This window comes from Pseudomonas sp. AC239 (genome assembly GCF_979258545.1).
In genome coordinates, this window is sequence record NZ_OZ409864.1 from 4153191 (window position 1) to 4166481 (window position 13291).

The 13291-nt window shown below is 57.4% G+C and carries 22 protein-coding genes; 6 read left to right on the forward strand and 16 right to left on the reverse strand.

Annotated features, from left to right (window positions below; genetic code table 11):
• Positions 1 to 5: 5 nt before the first annotated feature.
• Positions 6 to 1496, reverse strand: coding sequence for a DNA cytosine methyltransferase (locus ACZ0AZ_RS18855; RefSeq protein ID WP_463537879.1), 1491 nt, complete (start codon positions 1494 to 1496; stop codon positions 6 to 8).
• Positions 1497 to 1543: 47 nt separating this feature from the next.
• Between ACZ0AZ_RS18855 and ACZ0AZ_RS18860 the strand changes: the two genes are divergently transcribed.
• Positions 1544 to 2143, forward strand: coding sequence for a hypothetical protein (locus ACZ0AZ_RS18860; protein ID WP_141231845.1), 600 nt, complete (start codon positions 1544 to 1546; stop codon positions 2141 to 2143).
• Here ACZ0AZ_RS18860 and ACZ0AZ_RS18865 read toward each other — a convergent pair.
• From ACZ0AZ_RS18865 to ACZ0AZ_RS18935, 15 genes are all read right to left on the reverse strand, one after another.
• Complete coding sequence (locus tag ACZ0AZ_RS18865; protein WP_463537880.1) at positions 2140 to 2457, reverse strand: hypothetical protein; 318 nt, start codon at positions 2455 to 2457, stop codon at positions 2140 to 2142. The genes ACZ0AZ_RS18860 and ACZ0AZ_RS18865 overlap by 4 nt on opposite strands.
• A 75-nt stretch (positions 2458 to 2532) precedes the next feature.
• Complete coding sequence (locus ACZ0AZ_RS18870; RefSeq protein ID WP_463537881.1) at positions 2533 to 2997, reverse strand: hypothetical protein; 465 nt, start codon at positions 2995 to 2997, stop codon at positions 2533 to 2535.
• Positions 2994 to 3236 carry a hypothetical protein gene (locus ACZ0AZ_RS18875; RefSeq protein ID WP_463537882.1) on the reverse strand — a complete coding sequence of 81 codons (243 nt, stop codon included), beginning with the start codon at positions 3234 to 3236 and terminating at the stop codon, positions 2994 to 2996. Before ACZ0AZ_RS18875 ends, ACZ0AZ_RS18870 begins: the two co-directional genes overlap by 4 nt.
• Positions 3233 to 3850, reverse strand: coding sequence for a lambda exonuclease family protein (locus tag ACZ0AZ_RS18880; RefSeq protein WP_463537883.1), 618 nt, complete (start codon positions 3848 to 3850; stop codon positions 3233 to 3235). Before ACZ0AZ_RS18880 ends, ACZ0AZ_RS18875 begins: the two co-directional genes overlap by 4 nt.
• Positions 3851 to 3853: 3 nt before the next feature.
• Positions 3854 to 4615: an ERF family protein gene (locus ACZ0AZ_RS18885; protein WP_463537884.1), complete on the reverse strand. Its 762-nt coding sequence runs from the start codon at positions 4613 to 4615 to the stop codon at positions 3854 to 3856.
• A gap of 7 nt (positions 4616 to 4622) precedes the next feature.
• On the reverse strand, positions 4623 to 5747 hold the full coding sequence (locus tag ACZ0AZ_RS18890) for a hypothetical protein (RefSeq protein WP_463537885.1): 1125 nt from the start codon (positions 5745 to 5747) through the stop codon (positions 4623 to 4625).
• A gap of 156 nt (positions 5748 to 5903) precedes the next feature.
• Entirely contained in the window at positions 5904 to 6026 is a 123-nt protein-coding gene (locus ACZ0AZ_RS18895; RefSeq protein ID WP_463537886.1) for a hypothetical protein, read from the reverse strand.
• Complete coding sequence (locus tag ACZ0AZ_RS18900) at positions 6023 to 6217, reverse strand: hypothetical protein (RefSeq protein WP_077571970.1); 195 nt, start codon at positions 6215 to 6217, stop codon at positions 6023 to 6025. The genes ACZ0AZ_RS18895 and ACZ0AZ_RS18900 overlap by 4 nt, the downstream gene beginning before the upstream one ends.
• Positions 6214 to 6429, reverse strand: a complete 216-nt coding sequence (locus ACZ0AZ_RS18905; protein WP_024013561.1) for a hypothetical protein — start codon at positions 6427 to 6429, stop codon at positions 6214 to 6216. Before ACZ0AZ_RS18905 ends, ACZ0AZ_RS18900 begins: the two co-directional genes overlap by 4 nt.
• Entirely contained in the window at positions 6426 to 6854 is a 429-nt protein-coding gene (locus tag ACZ0AZ_RS18910) for a hypothetical protein (RefSeq protein ID WP_463537887.1), read from the reverse strand. Before ACZ0AZ_RS18910 ends, ACZ0AZ_RS18905 begins: the two co-directional genes overlap by 4 nt.
• A 21-nt stretch (positions 6855 to 6875) precedes the next feature.
• Positions 6876 to 7085, reverse strand: coding sequence for a hypothetical protein (locus tag ACZ0AZ_RS18915; protein ID WP_463537888.1), 210 nt, complete (start codon positions 7083 to 7085; stop codon positions 6876 to 6878).
• Between the two features lie 23 nt (positions 7086 to 7108).
• A complete protein-coding gene (locus tag ACZ0AZ_RS18920; RefSeq protein WP_463537889.1) occupies positions 7109 to 7231 on the reverse strand; it encodes a hypothetical protein in 123 nt (40 codons plus the stop codon).
• 448 nt (positions 7232 to 7679) lie between these two features.
• Entirely contained in the window at positions 7680 to 8558 is an 879-nt protein-coding gene (locus ACZ0AZ_RS18925) for a hypothetical protein (protein WP_463537890.1), read from the reverse strand.
• The gene (locus ACZ0AZ_RS18930; protein WP_236170471.1) at positions 8539 to 9348 is read right to left on the reverse strand and encodes a HipA family kinase; all 810 of its coding nucleotides are present in this window, start codon (positions 9346 to 9348) and stop codon (positions 8539 to 8541) included. The genes ACZ0AZ_RS18925 and ACZ0AZ_RS18930 overlap by 20 nt, the downstream gene beginning before the upstream one ends.
• Positions 9311 to 10006 carry a helix-turn-helix domain-containing protein gene (locus ACZ0AZ_RS18935; protein ID WP_463537891.1) on the reverse strand — a complete coding sequence of 232 codons (696 nt, stop codon included), beginning with the start codon at positions 10004 to 10006 and terminating at the stop codon, positions 9311 to 9313. Before ACZ0AZ_RS18935 ends, ACZ0AZ_RS18930 begins: the two co-directional genes overlap by 38 nt.
• 106 nt (positions 10007 to 10112) lie before the next feature.
• Between ACZ0AZ_RS18935 and ACZ0AZ_RS18940 the strand changes: the two genes are divergently transcribed.
• The 5 genes from ACZ0AZ_RS18940 to ACZ0AZ_RS18960 all read left to right on the forward strand — a co-directional run bounded on the left by ACZ0AZ_RS18940 (position 10113) and on the right by ACZ0AZ_RS18960 (position 13291).
• Complete coding sequence (locus ACZ0AZ_RS18940; RefSeq protein WP_463537892.1) at positions 10113 to 10316, forward strand: Cro/CI family transcriptional regulator; 204 nt, start codon at positions 10113 to 10115, stop codon at positions 10314 to 10316.
• A 28-nt stretch (positions 10317 to 10344) separates the two neighbouring features.
• On the forward strand, positions 10345 to 10533 hold the full coding sequence (locus ACZ0AZ_RS18945; protein ID WP_220558448.1) for a hypothetical protein: 189 nt from the start codon (positions 10345 to 10347) through the stop codon (positions 10531 to 10533).
• Positions 10534 to 10861: 328 nt separating this feature from the next.
• Complete coding sequence (locus ACZ0AZ_RS18950) at positions 10862 to 11689, forward strand: Rha family transcriptional regulator (protein WP_463537893.1); 828 nt, start codon at positions 10862 to 10864, stop codon at positions 11687 to 11689.
• A complete protein-coding gene (locus ACZ0AZ_RS18955) occupies positions 11689 to 12495 on the forward strand; it encodes a hypothetical protein (protein WP_463538789.1) in 807 nt (268 codons plus the stop codon). Before ACZ0AZ_RS18950 ends, ACZ0AZ_RS18955 begins: the two co-directional genes overlap by 1 nt.
• Positions 12485 to 13291 carry an ATP-binding protein gene (locus ACZ0AZ_RS18960; RefSeq protein ID WP_463537894.1) on the forward strand — a complete coding sequence of 269 codons (807 nt, stop codon included), beginning with the start codon at positions 12485 to 12487 and terminating at the stop codon, positions 13289 to 13291. Before ACZ0AZ_RS18955 ends, ACZ0AZ_RS18960 begins: the two co-directional genes overlap by 11 nt.

A 13291-nucleotide genomic window follows, 5' to 3' on the forward strand; every position in this document is an offset into this window, starting at 1 on the left:
TGGATTCAGAGTTGTTTGAGAATGCGCCGGCCGATCCAACGGACGACGGTGACCGCCTTGCTGTTGCCGATCGCTTTGTAGCGCGGGCCGTCCGGACAATCCTCGGCGGGCTTTCCGCGCCAAGGGATCAGTGTGTAGTCATCTGGCATTCCCTGGAGCCGTTCACATTCGCGCGGGATCAAGCGCCGCACGGATGCACCGACCTGAGCTGCCGGCATTCCTTGTCCAGCTTTCCCGCCGCCACCACTGAGCGCCCCGGTGATGCTGCCGTCGCCGCTCTCGTACCGCAGCTCCGATCGAGAGTTCTCGGCGAAAGCTGCGACGATGTTCGACCCCAATGCTGAGTCGGTGTTGTCCAGCTGCTTCCCGTAATTGCTCGTTATAGTCTGCGCAACTTCTCGACAATACACAGCGTTCTCTTGCCCGCTGTTTCGACCGAGCGGGTGAGCCAAATCGATATTGACATCAGGGTCCTGAGTGCCGTGAACCACAAGATGGCCTGCTGCCGCTTCATCTGCTCCAATACGCCATCCGCCACCAGGTGATGTGCCGGCGAGAGTTCCAACAGTTTGATGTTCTTCGTGAACAAAGAACGTCTCACTCTCCATGTCGAGTCGGGTGTCCTTCGCTGTGAGCGTTGCAGAACGTTCGACAGATCCGCCTAAGCTGTGGCCACCGAACGCTGGAACGCCGCAGAACACACCAACCGCCGGCCCTTCGTCGCCCTCGCAGTTCGGACAGCCGTACTGCCCTAATGATTCTCCGAAGGTGTATCCGCATCCGCATTGGAGCGCAGGGCCGAAAGGAGCTGATCCGGTAACGTCCTGCCCCTCGCCTCGGCGCGGCGCAGTATCCCGGCGCAGGCCTTCTCGCTCAAGAAGTACCTCGGTGGGATCGAATCCGTCTCGAGCACTTGCGACAACGAACACACGGCGGCGTCGTTGGGCCAGGCCGAAATATTGGGCGTCCAGGATCCGCCACGCGATTGTTCTTTTGGGTCCATACACACAACCAGCGTCCGGCCATTTCTTCCCTGAAGGCTGCAATTCGCAGTCTTCCCCAGCAAGCGCGCCAAGAAAGCATCCGAAGGCGTTGCCTTTGTCGCTGAGGACACCGGGGACGTTTTCCCAGACGATGACGCAGGGCGGCTTTCGCTGACCTGCTCGAACATAGTCAACTGCATCTGCGAGCTCCACGTATTTGATGGTGAGTGCGCCGCGCGGGTCGGTGAGGCCTTCGCGCATCCCGGCGACCGAGAAGGCCTGGCACGGCGTGCCGCCGACGAGGACGTCCGGTGCTGCGATCTTGCCGGCCAGCACCTGGGCGCCGAGCTTGGTCATGTCGCCGAGGTTCGGCGTATTCGGGTAGTGGTGAGCCAGCACCGCGCTGGGGAACGCTTCGATCTCAGCGAACCAGGTCGCCCGCATGCCGAGCGGCTTCCATGCAAGCGTTGCCGCCTCGATGCCGCTGCAGACCGAGCCGTAAGTGATGGGCATAGTGGCGCCTCGCCGGTATATTTGCCGGAAACAAATTGGGGTTTGTGATGATTCTGGATATTCGAAGAAAAGGTCTGATCGGAACGCTGGTAGGGCATGCAACACTTTTAGCCTGCCTCGTCATTGTTTCGACTAGAGCAGATGTTCAAACCAATCAGGTTATTTCGGGATGGCTTCAGGCTGTCGGTTCGGTACTTGCTATTGTCTTCGCGGTAATTGTTGCAAACACGCAGTATTTGCGAGCCGCAGAGGCAAAAAAACTATCGGAGGTAGAGCACTGTACAAAGCTCGTGCTACAAGCTGCGCACCTTTGTGTTGGGATGGAAACCAGCCTTAAGCTTATGAAGGAAAATAACCTTTCGCAGCCAGATTTTGAAAGACACAAAAACCTATTAGAAAGCGCGATGCGCGTATATCACTCATTCAGCGTAGACTTGATTCATAGCGCTGAAATATTCAGCGCATGGTCAACAATTGGTCATTGCTGCGAGGACTTTTTAGCTGATTGTCACAGTAATGACGGCGATCTTCTTATGGTCATGAATCAGCGTCTGACGCATATGGATCGATGTTACGAGAGAGCTGCTGCTGCCGATAAAAAGCTTGAGGCGCTGTGGCGTATTTCGAAAAGTAAAATCCAGCATTAATCGAGAATGTGTTCAGTGCCGGTCGCGGCGAACGCTTCAAGCTCCCGCGACCACTTATCCTTAACGACGATTTTAGGTCGCGACATTTTTACGAAGCGTTCCGACTCTTCCGCAGGCGCTGCGGCGAGATTGATCATGAACGTCGACACCGTCTCCTGCCATTCCTCGAAGCCGTGGCGTTCGCCCAGCACCTGAAGCGCGTCATCCAACGCTTTCGAAACAATCAGCGATCGCTTCTCGGCGCCGATCCGATCGAGCAGCGCCTTTTCCTTGGCTCGCTTGTCCTTCTGCAATTGCGCATTGCTCTTGGCCATGGCCTACCTCTTCAATTCCGCTGGCCGGCAAGTCCAGCCAGGTCTGTCGTTTGCGTTGTTGGGTGCGAAAACGTCTCACGCTGCGACCTTCACCTGATGCCATGCGCCGGCGGCGTAGAACAGCTTCGCGGCTTCGGCTTCATCCATCGAAACTTCATCCGGAATGGCGATCCAGCCCGACGCAGCCAGATGGTTCGGGTTCGCGCTGTTGCGCAGCTCCAGGTAGTAATGCTCGATGGCATCGGTCAGGCGCTCGACCTTGTAGATGCCCTCTGGCGAGATCTCGACCGACTTGATGTACTCGGCGCCGCGCTCGTCTCGACACATGGCGGCGATGTAGATCGTCCAGCGGTAGGAGAAATCGAATATCGCGTTGGCAATCGCCAGACTGCGGATCTGCTTGCAGCTCTTCCAGTTCGCCATGATCTGGCTACCGCTGGGATCAATGTTCACCACCGCGACGTGGTTGGTGCGCAGCAGCGCCCGGCAACTGCGTTCAGCCCGGGCGAAACCGTTGTTGGGTTTGCGTTTCGACTTCATAGCGAGTCCGCCATTTTGCGCAGCGCCTTGCGTTCGGCCGCCGAGATCGGCTTCGGCCGTCGCTTGAGGACCGTTTCAGGGTCTACCCAGTCCCGTCGCGCTGGCCTGGGCTTCATGCGCACCGGCGGCAACTCTTTGAAGGTGCCGCCGGGCCGCGTCCAGAAGTCGGCCATCGCAGCGGAGATCCGTTCTGACTCAGTTTGCTTTTCACGAACTGCGTTGAGGTTGAGACTGATCATGCTGCGATCCCCAGTACCTGGTTCATGCGATCCTCAAGGATCTCGTAGAAGGTTTTCACCCGCTCCGAGAGCTTGCGGATCATTGCTTCGTCGCGGTAGGCGCGCTTGATGAAAAGCGGCATGCCCGGCCAGTAGCAGACGAAGTCGATCCACTCGCGTTCCGACACCCACAAGCCGCCTTGGCATTGGGCGATGTGCTCTTTCGGGATCTCACCGCCGAGGATCACCTCGACCTGTAGCTTAGGAAGCTTGGTTTTGATTTCTGTCAGTCCGTCCTCAAGCACCAGGGAGTCCGGCGAGTAACCGATGCCATGGTTGAGGATGATGCCGACCTGCGTGGTTTTCACTTCTTCGCGATCTTCGTACAGGGTGCGCGCGGCGCCTTCCAGTTCGTGGCCGCGTTCGGTATGGCGGTTGCCCGTGAATGGGTCGGCCAGCTCGCCAGTGATGCGCTCGCCGATCAGGGTGTTCATGTAGGTGAATGCCCCTGCGCCGAATCCAGCTTCACCCTTTCCGTTGACCAGCAGGCTGTCCAACTCCGAGCAGGTGACAATGCCAAGGCGCAAAGCAAGCCACTCAGGCGTACCTTGCTGAATATCCGTGATGATTTGCATGGTTTACTCCTGCGGCCGGCTGGCTGCTTTGGTGATCCGCGCTGAAACTGCATCGAACTCGGATTTGAAGACGTTGGCTGTACACCCGTATTTGGCCGCGAAGTTGTCCTGTAGCACCTGACTGCACCTCTTCAGCAACGCGTCCAGTTGAGCGGCCTGGCCAGCGGTGATGACCGGCTCTTTCGGCGGTTCGGGATTCTTATTGGCGCCTTGGCCGTCATCGTCTTCGCCCGTGGTGGTGAAGTTGAGCAATGCGCCGGCGGTGTAGCGTTTCCCGTAACTGACAGAGCTGGCCACCGCCTGAACGGCGTTTTTATTGCCGCTGACATCCGCAGGGAGAAAGATCGACGTCACCTCTCGATGGCCGGCGCGGTGGCTGAGTACGCCCTCGACCTCAACCCCGCCCTGAGTGCGTGGAATTCGGAACGACAAGCCAAACCCGTGCTTGGCGAGGACGGGTTTGATTTGTTCGTTGATGTCTTCCCACAGCGCGTAGGTGGATTGAACGTTCTTGAACTTGTCGCGGATCGCTCCGCGTTCGCCGATCACCGGCATTTCCTCCTGCATCTGAGCCAGCGCTTCGTCGTACTGCTGTTTCGCCTGCTGCGCCTGGTAGCGTTCGTGCATTGCCATCAAGCGTTCCATCTTGTCGATGTCAGCATCCGGAGACATCGCCACCTGTTGGATGATCGACATGATTGTTGCCGATTCGGTTTGCACGGCCGGGACGCGCTCGACCTTTTCTGTCACTGCCAGATTGCTCATAGCGACCTCAGTAGCTGATTGAAATGGCGGGGATCTTGCGCTGCGCAATCAGGGTGATTGCCTGCTTTGCGCATTCCTTGGTCATGCCGCCTTCAATGAAGGCTTCCAGGGCGGCGCGATTGATCTGCTTTTTGTGTTCCAGATCGGCCTCGCGCGCCTGCTGCTGGCGGAGGATTTCGGCAGCCGCTGCATCGGCGCGGCGGCGCTCGTCAGCACGAGCTTGCTCTGCGGCCTGCTCGGCACGTTGCTCGGCGGCGATGCGATTCGCTTCCGCCTTCTCTGCTGCTAGTCGAGCCTGCTCGGCCTGCTGCTCAAGCTGGAGGCGCTGACGTTCGGCCTGAGCTTCTGCGTCGCGGGCAGCTTGCTCGGCAGCACGCTGTGCGGCGGCAGCTTGATCAAGCAGCTCCTGCTCGCGGCGGGCGGCAGCTTCTCGTTCGGCCTGTGCACGCTGCTCAGCTTCGCGGCGGGTGCGCTCTTCAGCTTCCCGGGCGATCTGTGCGTCCCGATCGCGCTGAGCCTGTGCTTCGGCTTCGGCGCGCAACCGGATCAATTCGGCCTGCTCAGCTTCGTACCGCGCTCGCTCGGTGTGCAGGGTGCGCAGCTTGATCAGCGTCTGGTCTTTCACCTGGGCGGCTTCGGCCAAGAACTCTTCCCAGCTATCGCCGATTTCGAGCAGTTCGAGGTCGGCGATGATGTCAGCCAAGTGGGCGGACGTTGGCGCCGCTTCGAAGATGGCCAGGTCCTTGATCTGTTGGATGGCGTCGACGTGAGCGTCTGTCCGGGCAATCTCGGCCTGCTCCCAGTCCGTCAGCGGCTGGCGAGTGGCGTCCCGCAGCGCGTCCATCTTGTTGACGAAGTCGCGCAACTCGGCCTCGACGACCTTTGGCATTTCCTTCAGGCGTTTGAGGTAATCGCGGCCCGGCTTTTCCACGGCTGTCTTCGACTTGCTGACCTTTGCCGCCAGAGAGGCGATACGCTCGCGGCCCTTGCGAGTGGTCAGGTCTGGAACCTCGGCGGTGACCTCAGCGGCTACCGCGTCGAAGAACTGGCCAAGACCACCGGCGACGTAAATGGCCGGCGCGTTTTCTTCGCTGATGTCGTCGATCTTGATGACTTGCTGTTGTGCGGACACGGGGAATCCTTGCCGCGACGTGCGCAGCGCTTAAAGTTGAAAGTCAGGAGGTGATGCGATCGGCGAGGGCGCTGAGCAGCATCAAGAAGGTAAACGTGCCGATAGCGGAGAACGATCCGCGCCGAATGAGGATGCGGCGCGCCATCTGCCGGCCGGTCATTGGAGGAACCTCGGCTTTGCCTGAGGTGGATCGCAACGCACCAGGCTGTCTTTGGAGGTGCCATAAGCCATCAGGCCGACGAAGAGGGTGAATGCGAGAATCCAGTAGGCGATCTTCATGGCCGAGCCCTCACAGCGATGCGTCCGCCTTTCATGGTCACCGACAGGCGCTGCGGGAGGCTGTCGACCAGATCCTCGCGCTTGCGACCGATCACTTCGTTGAAGGGCAGGCCGAAGCCGAGGATCGCGATGCGGCGCTCGATATCGTCGAGCTGCTCATCGACCAGTGTTTTCACCGGAGGGGTTGTCATGCCGAAACTCCTTTCAGATGCGTGTTGCGCTCGACGAACTTGGCGTCCAGCGCATCCCGATAACGATTGGCGGTGCGGGTGTCGATGATCTCGGCGAACTCCGCCATTTCGATCATGCCCATGACGAAGGTGCGATCCGGCACCGGAGTGCAGGATTTGCGCATCTTCGCGATCTCAAGGCCCAGCCGGGCCAGTGCTACCTGATTGCTCATAGCTCGTTGTCCTCGGCCTGGGCGATCAGCGCGTCATCGACAAGGGGTCGAAGTAGGCCCTCTGCGATTTCGCCAAGCTTGCCCAGTGGGTGATCGCTGGGGCCGAGGAGTTCGGCGGCGGCGACCTTGTCAGCGTGACCTCGTTCGGCGGCGATCAGCAGGTAGCCCAGCGAAGCCGTGGTGACCTCGCAGTCTGCAAGCCGTCCGTTTGCATGCTCATCAACTGCCAGAGCGAACTGGGCCAGCGTAACGCCCTGAGCCGGCCGCATGCGGTGCTGGAACGAGACGTCGCAGCCGAACCGCACCAACTGCTCGACCGAGTTGTACAGCCACTCAGCCCGAGCCAGTTCCTGCGCGCTCTCGCTCACCATCGGAGGCAACTGCGCGTCGTGCATGGCCTGACAAATCTTCAGTGCTGCGTTCATGGTTGCCTCCAGGGTGGCGGGTTAAGGACAGCAGAATTGGCCGCCGCAGTAGAAGCGACCGTCGCCGTCGTGGTTGGGGAGGCCGTACTTATTGCCGCAACCGCAGCAAGCGAACTCGCGCAGCCCCTCGATAAGCTCGACATTGCAAGCAGGGCAGTCGCCTTCGTTCTCGGTAACTTCTTTCTTGCTGACCAACTCGCCGCAGGATGGGCACTTGATCTCGTCGCTCATGGCGACCTCCAGTTTTTTTGGGGTTAGGCGGAACGGGCGGCGAGCATTGCGTCGGCGAGCTCGTAGGACGCAGCTGCGATCTTCTCGTTGCTGATCAGGCCCCATGTGTCTGCGTGAGAGCAGATGCCTTGCATGGCCTCGGTCATCGTTGTTGCCCTCCGTTGATTTCCAATGCCGCCTCATCGAAGCGGCATCAGTAAATCTGTGGTTTTTCTCCGCACCCGCTTACCAGGTCATTCACTCAGTTCGGTCAACACCTCGTCCGCCGTCGCAGTGGGCTGCGCGTTGGCAGGCTTTCGGGCCTGTCGGATCGCCGGTCGCCGGTAGAGGCAAGTGCGGTTTTGTTCATCGGTTTACTGACCTCCCACCGATGGAGCCGGGAGTGACCTAACCGGACTGGCCGGGTAGTCGTTCATGGCGCTGGTTGTTAAAGAGCGGCGGGTCTGTTGAGGCCCTTCGCAGTGGCTGTGTGTCGCTGCGATGAGACAAATATCTCCCATGGAAATATTCATGTCAACTCCAATGGAGATAATAATTTCGCCGGGCGATAAAAAGCCCGCTCACTGGCGGGCTTGGAGGAGAGTTACTTGTTGGCTAAGCTGCTGACTTTTCGAGTCTTTGTATTTGCTTCGCACCTTCGAAGGCGCTGCGAACCATGACGAGATCAAAATCTTTTTTGTCTGCCATGTCTTCCAGCATCAGAATTCGGTCCTTGTAGGTTCTCATCGCTACCGGCTTCAGCTGCTCAATTACAGCGTCCTGAGGCACCACAAGCATCATTGCTGCTTTGTGATCGTGACGGATAAGGGCGTCATGGTCTTTGAGCTGCTCCAGCCTGAACACCTTGGAAGTGGCAGCGTCGAATAGTTGAGCCAATCGATAGTTGCCCGAAAAAGCACAGACGTTGACTGCGATTCGAGAAGAGAAGTAGTCGCACTGCAAGGCCAGTTTAGAGCCGCGAATTGTGACATCAACAGGTACATTGAAGTGCGGCACAAGAGTCTTATCTACGCGCTCCATAGCCTTCTGAACACGCTTCCAATAAGAGGACCTGTCATGGCTGGACTTGATGTCCTCGTTATGAATTAGGCTGAGGCTAGAGCAGAGATCTATCCCTTGGGAAATGATGTCCTCGAGATCGTAACCTATCCCTTCGCGGGCTTTCCCTAGTACGACGCCATGAATTCCAGATGAATAGCCTTGGACGAATCCTTTTTTGGCGTAAACCAACGCCTTCTTGAGAGCAATCTCCATCATTGCTTTCATTCCTGGCGCGGACTCGCCGTACAAGCATTGAAGAGCCTTATCGGTAATCGTAAGGCTGCCAGAAACCTGTCCTTCAACCCCTGCAACCACGCCAATGGTTAAGCGTTCTCCAGATTCAACTATAGGCTCGAGATAGATCGGCGCCCACTGTGCTTCGAAGGCGGGGAAATCTGGAATTCCTTCAATGTTAGGCGCGTGGACGGTCATAATTCAGATCTAAATGTGTTTGACTGAGGCCTAGGCCGCTCTCGAGAAGCTTCGGCATGTGCTGAATTCGGTCAGTGAGAAACTGTACCACGGCATCCATATGTGCGCCTGTAACCTGACACGCAGTTGGCATGCCGTTCAGCGCTTCAGCAGAGATATCGATATCCACAAAACCCAGCGACTCTTCCTTCAGTCTCTGCGCTGTACGTCGAAGCTCGAACTGGCTCAAGTCTTCAGATAGCCGCTTCAAAAGATAGTTCTGTATCTGCCTATGGGCCGTAGTGAGAGGGTCTCTAAGAGCCTCTTCATGATCGATAAGCCATATCTTGCCGTCAGCTCCTAGCAAGATGTTTTTAAGATTTCTATCGGCGTTGGCTATCAGCTCATCAAACACGATTGCAGTTCGTATATGCGTCCACTTTGTAAGCAGATCGTTGACGTCGTCGAGCCTCGCGATTCGTCCAATTGGAGCTGCGCCGCAGTCAAGGCTTGCTACGCAGAGGACATGAGCGGCCGTGATGCCGACAGTTTGACCTTTCGCATAAACCGGAATTGTGAGCGGCACTGGCAAGCCGAGCGCGCGACCAAGAAGAGAGGCCAGCACCTCGGCATATACCAGCCTGGCGGGGATCATTTTTACGTACGCGTTGTAACGCATCTGCCCCTTAAGCTGGACGATGCCGTAAAAAAGAGGATGCTGCCCACAAACGGCCGGATCCTCTACGCGTTTTCCCGTCAAAAACAGGCCGAGCTCAATTTCGCTCGGTACGAGACTTCTTTGGGCGGACATCTTCTTTTGCCTGTTCCTTGTGGCTGTGTTTGCTTAACCCGTGCTCAAGCATTGAGAAGAGATCATCGGAAAAACCGCCTTCCTCGGAAACTTTAAAGGCTGCTGCGGCAATTCCATCAAGACCTTTTGGCAGGGTGCTATATGGTTCGTTTCTTGGGTGGACCATTTCGTCCCTGATGCCAAGTATCTGTTTTGCGTGAGCCTCACTTAGGCCAGTGATTGATGCCTTCGTGGCGATTAGAAACAGCGCCATGATCACTTCACGCGGATCTTTGTGTCTGTCCTTAATCGTGACTTTGGTAAGGGCTTGGGAGCTCTCCTCGCCGATTTTTTCGCCGACATTCGTTGAGTCAGGATTAGAAGTATCGCCAACTGCAGCGGCCATGTCCGCGATCTGGCCAGCAAGCCTCGTGCTGAATTTCGAAATAGGAATATCAAGCAGCTTTGCCATTGCCACAGCCAGCTTCTGAGTCACCGGCCTGTGACCATTCAGGTGACTACCAAGCGTGCCTTGGCTCATCCCGACTTGGTGAGCAATTTCTTCCTGCGTCAGCTTTCTGCCCTTAGGCAGCTTCGCATTATGTTCGGCTAGGGCGGCCTTGAGCGCTGCGCACTCCTGCTTTTCCCAGCTCTCTAGATCGCGTCGTTCTGTGCTCATCTTTCAAGAATATTCCCAATGGCAATACCTCACCATCTCCAATGGAGTTGCATTGTATCTCCCGTGGAGATAACCTGCGCTCAAGTGAATCAATGGAGTTCTGGCTATGGGCCGAATCCCGCTATCTGAATTTGCAGAAACCAACGGACAGACCAAGGCAGCAGTGCTGCTTGGTATGACTCAGGGAGCCCTTAACAAGGCAATCCGTGTGGGTCGGGACGTGTACGTGATTGAACATGAGGACGGTAAGTACACCGCCGAAGAGTTGCGCCCGTTCCCGGTCCAGTCCGCTAAGCGTTCTGCCGCTTAAACATTTATCAGTAACCAAGGAGCCGCACATGCACTTTGATCCAAGCCACATGCACGACAGGCCAACAAAGGTTCGTCTCGACGAAGCTGCTGACGACCTACTCACCGCGATGGCTCGTTTCCAGCGCACCCAGAAAGCTGTCCTTGCTCGAGAAATTCTTGAGCGTGGCCTGAACCAGATGATGGAAGAGCTTAACGCAAAGACCGATGTGGCCTGAAGTCGCCGAGGAGGCCCCGTGCCTGAAACAAAAGAGCTGGAAATCCAGCTGGATGGGAAGGGTGTAAGCGACCTGGAGCTACTGGCCAAGTCCGAAGGAATCACACCTCAACAGCTGGCTGCGCGAATCATCAACACAGCTCTCGACCGAATGACCAGAACATCTCCGAGCCGGAGCAATGTCAGGTCGCTAGGGAGAAAGGGCTAATCAGTCCCCTAGGGACTATTGAGGATCTGCCAATGAGTACCACCAAATCGCGGGCACAAAAAAGCCGGGGCGCAATCCCGGCTCTTTTTACTGCATACAACAAAACGTTCTGGAGCTGATTATGCACAGTTCACACAATACCGGCAATACCCTCAGTGTCGCGACACGTTTTTCTAATTCTGAAAACGTGTCGCGATCCGTTTCTATGTCCAGCTTGGAGCTGGTTCAGTTCATCAATTCAAATCGCGAAGAGAGCGACCCTGTCCTCACTCATAAAAACCTTATGGCCAAAGTGCATCGCGTTTTGGGCGCAGATCAATCGGCTAAATTTTCAGCCGATTACATGGACAGCCGAAGCAGATCCCAAAAATGCTTTGTCTTCCCAAAGCGGGAAGCATGCCTCATCGCTATGTCCTATAGCTATGAGCTCCAGGCCCTCGTTTTCGACCGAATGACGGCACTCGAGGATCGAGAGCGAGCTCGTTCCAATCCATCCAATCCGAAGATCGTCGGCGAGCTGGCAATTCTCGAATGCTTCGATCGCCTGCTCAAGCCAGCGGCGTCGAGCAAGATGATGATGCTTGCCCAGATCGCTGCAAATAACGGGCTCGATGCGAAGTTCCTTCCGGGTTACGCCATAGATGCAGCGTCTGACGCCACTGGCGGCTCTTCGATGCCAACCAAGGCCGTTACCGCTCTGATCAAAGAGCACGCCATCAGCAGCACGGCGCCAGCCTTCAATCGCGCGCTCGCCGAGCATGGCTATCTAAAAACCCTGCAGCGCCGTAACTCCAAAGGCGAAACAGTCGACTTCTGGTCCGTGACTGAAAAGGGCCTCAAGTACGGCAAGAACCTCACCAGCCCTCAATGCCCGCGCGAGACGCAACCTCACTGGTACGTCGATCGCTTCCTTGAGCTTGCCGTGCTTATCGGCAAAGGACGCCCATGATGGCCAGATCCAGAAATATCAAACCGGGGTTCTTCTCGAACGAACACCTGGCTGAAGTAGATTTTGCAACGCGCCTCCTTTTCATTGGCATGTGGACCGAGGCTGATCGGGAAGGGCGCCTTGAAGATCGACCGCGCCGCCTGAAAATGGCTCTGTTCCCGGCTGACAACGTCGACATCGAAAAGATGCTCGCCGACCTGGATCATTTGGGGTTTATCACGCGGTACACAGTTGGATCATTCAAGGCCATCCAGATCGTGAACTGGTCGAAGCACCAGAACCCCCACGTCAAAGAGGCGAAGAGCGTCATCCCTGAAATGCCCAGTGTAGAGGCTTCGGAGGGGGAGCATGGTGCAAGCCCGGTGCAAGCACCAGACAAGAACAGTTCTTTCCCGGCTGATTCCCTCTCTCTTGATTCCGGATTCCTGATTCCTGATTCCCTCTCTCCGTCGCCTGCTCCGGTGGTGACCGAGGACCTGTTCCCGAAGTTCTGGAAGCTCTACCCGCGGAAGGTCGGAAAGGACAAAGCCGAGAAGGCGTGGGCGAAGCTCAAGGTCAATCAGGCGCTGTACGACCTGATGGTTGCAGCTCTGGCCAAGCAGGTGCTGACGCCTGACTGGATCAAGGAGCGGGGCCAGTTCATCCCGCACCCTGCGACGTGGCTCAACGGCAAGCGCTGGCAGGACGAGATCCCTGAGCTCGCCAGCAACGTGCACCCATTCCCGCAATCCCGCCATACCGGCTTCGCCGATCGCGATTACACCTCGGGCCTGAAGATGCGGGAGGACGGCAGCTATGCGCTCTGAGCCAGTCCAAGCCACTCCCGAACTGCCGCCGGGTACTCGCATCCAGCCAGCCGAATGCGAAACCCACGGCGCCTACGAGCAGAAGGTTTATGCCGTGCTGGGCCGCGAGCTCAGAAGCAATTGCCCTGAGTGCAGCCGTATTGCCCGCGAGAAAGCCGACGCGGCCGAGAAGGCCAACAAGGCCATGGAACTGCGCATGTCCCTCGCTCGCAAGCTGGGCGATGCGCTGATTCCAAAACGGTTCACCACTCGCACCTTGGGTAACTACCAGGCCGAGAACGACGGCCAGCGCAAAGCCCTCCGGTTCTGCCAGCACTACGTGCAGATATTCGACGAGATCCTGAAGACCAGTCGCTGCATGGTGATGATCGGCAAGCCCGGTACCGGGAAAACGCACCTCGGCGCCGGCATGGCCAACGAGCTGCTGCACAACACGTCACGCACGGCCGTGTACCGCACTGTCGGCGCAATCCTTCAGGCGATCCGCTCCACGTACGACAAGCACAGCGAACGCAGCGAGGCCGAGATTCTGTCGAGCCTCATCGACCCCGACCTACTGGTGCTGGACGAGGTTGGCGTGAGCAAGGAGCAGCCGAGCGACTTCGAGCTGACCACCCTGTTCGCAATCATCAACGGCCGGTACGAGCAAGAGCGCCCGACGGTGGTGATCTCCAACCTCGAAGCCAGCCAGTTGCCGGCCGCAATGGGTGACCGCTGCGTCGACCGTCTGCGTGAGGGCGGAATGATCGTGGTGCCGTTCGATTGGGAATCGCAACGCGGCAAGGAAGGGTTCTGA

Coding starts and splice junctions, on each gene's coding strand:
- ACZ0AZ_RS18855 (WP_463537879.1), bottom strand. CDS start 1,496: ATGCCCATCACTTACGGCTCGGTCTGCAGCGGCATCGAGGCGGCAACG.
- ACZ0AZ_RS18860 (WP_141231845.1), top strand. CDS start 1,544: ATGATTCTGGATATTCGAAGAAAAGGTCTGATCGGAACGCTGGTAGGG.
- ACZ0AZ_RS18865 (WP_463537880.1), bottom strand. CDS start 2,457: ATGGCCAAGAGCAATGCGCAATTGCAGAAGGACAAGCGAGCCAAGGAA.
- ACZ0AZ_RS18870 (WP_463537881.1), bottom strand. CDS start 2,997: ATGAAGTCGAAACGCAAACCCAACAACGGTTTCGCCCGGGCTGAACGC.
- ACZ0AZ_RS18875 (WP_463537882.1), bottom strand. CDS start 3,236: ATGATCAGTCTCAACCTCAACGCAGTTCGTGAAAAGCAAACTGAGTCA.
- ACZ0AZ_RS18880 (WP_463537883.1), bottom strand. CDS start 3,850: ATGCAAATCATCACGGATATTCAGCAAGGTACGCCTGAGTGGCTTGCT.
- ACZ0AZ_RS18885 (WP_463537884.1), bottom strand. CDS start 4,615: ATGAGCAATCTGGCAGTGACAGAAAAGGTCGAGCGCGTCCCGGCCGTG.
- ACZ0AZ_RS18895 (WP_463537886.1), bottom strand. CDS start 6,026: ATGAAGATCGCCTACTGGATTCTCGCATTCACCCTCTTCGTCGGCCTG.
- ACZ0AZ_RS18900 (WP_077571970.1), bottom strand. CDS start 6,217: ATGACAACCCCTCCGGTGAAAACACTGGTCGATGAGCAGCTCGACGAT.
- ACZ0AZ_RS18905 (WP_024013561.1), bottom strand. CDS start 6,429: ATGAGCAATCAGGTAGCACTGGCCCGGCTGGGCCTTGAGATCGCGAAG.
- ACZ0AZ_RS18910 (WP_463537887.1), bottom strand. CDS start 6,854: ATGAACGCAGCACTGAAGATTTGTCAGGCCATGCACGACGCGCAGTTG.
- ACZ0AZ_RS18915 (WP_463537888.1), bottom strand. CDS start 7,085: ATGAGCGACGAGATCAAGTGCCCATCCTGCGGCGAGTTGGTCAGCAAG.
- ACZ0AZ_RS18920 (WP_463537889.1), bottom strand. CDS start 7,231: ATGACCGAGGCCATGCAAGGCATCTGCTCTCACGCAGACACATGGGGC.
- ACZ0AZ_RS18925 (WP_463537890.1), bottom strand. CDS start 8,558: ATGACCGTCCACGCGCCTAACATTGAAGGAATTCCAGATTTCCCCGCC.
- ACZ0AZ_RS18930 (WP_236170471.1), bottom strand. CDS start 9,348: ATGTCCGCCCAAAGAAGTCTCGTACCGAGCGAAATTGAGCTCGGCCTG.
- ACZ0AZ_RS18935 (WP_463537891.1), bottom strand. CDS start 10,006: ATGAGCACAGAACGACGCGATCTAGAGAGCTGGGAAAAGCAGGAGTGC.
- ACZ0AZ_RS18940 (WP_463537892.1), top strand. CDS start 10,113: ATGGGCCGAATCCCGCTATCTGAATTTGCAGAAACCAACGGACAGACC.
- ACZ0AZ_RS18945 (WP_220558448.1), top strand. CDS start 10,345: ATGCACTTTGATCCAAGCCACATGCACGACAGGCCAACAAAGGTTCGT.
- ACZ0AZ_RS18950 (WP_463537893.1), top strand. CDS start 10,862: ATGCACAGTTCACACAATACCGGCAATACCCTCAGTGTCGCGACACGT.
- ACZ0AZ_RS18955 (WP_463538789.1), top strand. CDS start 11,689: ATGGCCAGATCCAGAAATATCAAACCGGGGTTCTTCTCGAACGAACAC.
- ACZ0AZ_RS18960 (WP_463537894.1), top strand. CDS start 12,485: ATGCGCTCTGAGCCAGTCCAAGCCACTCCCGAACTGCCGCCGGGTACT.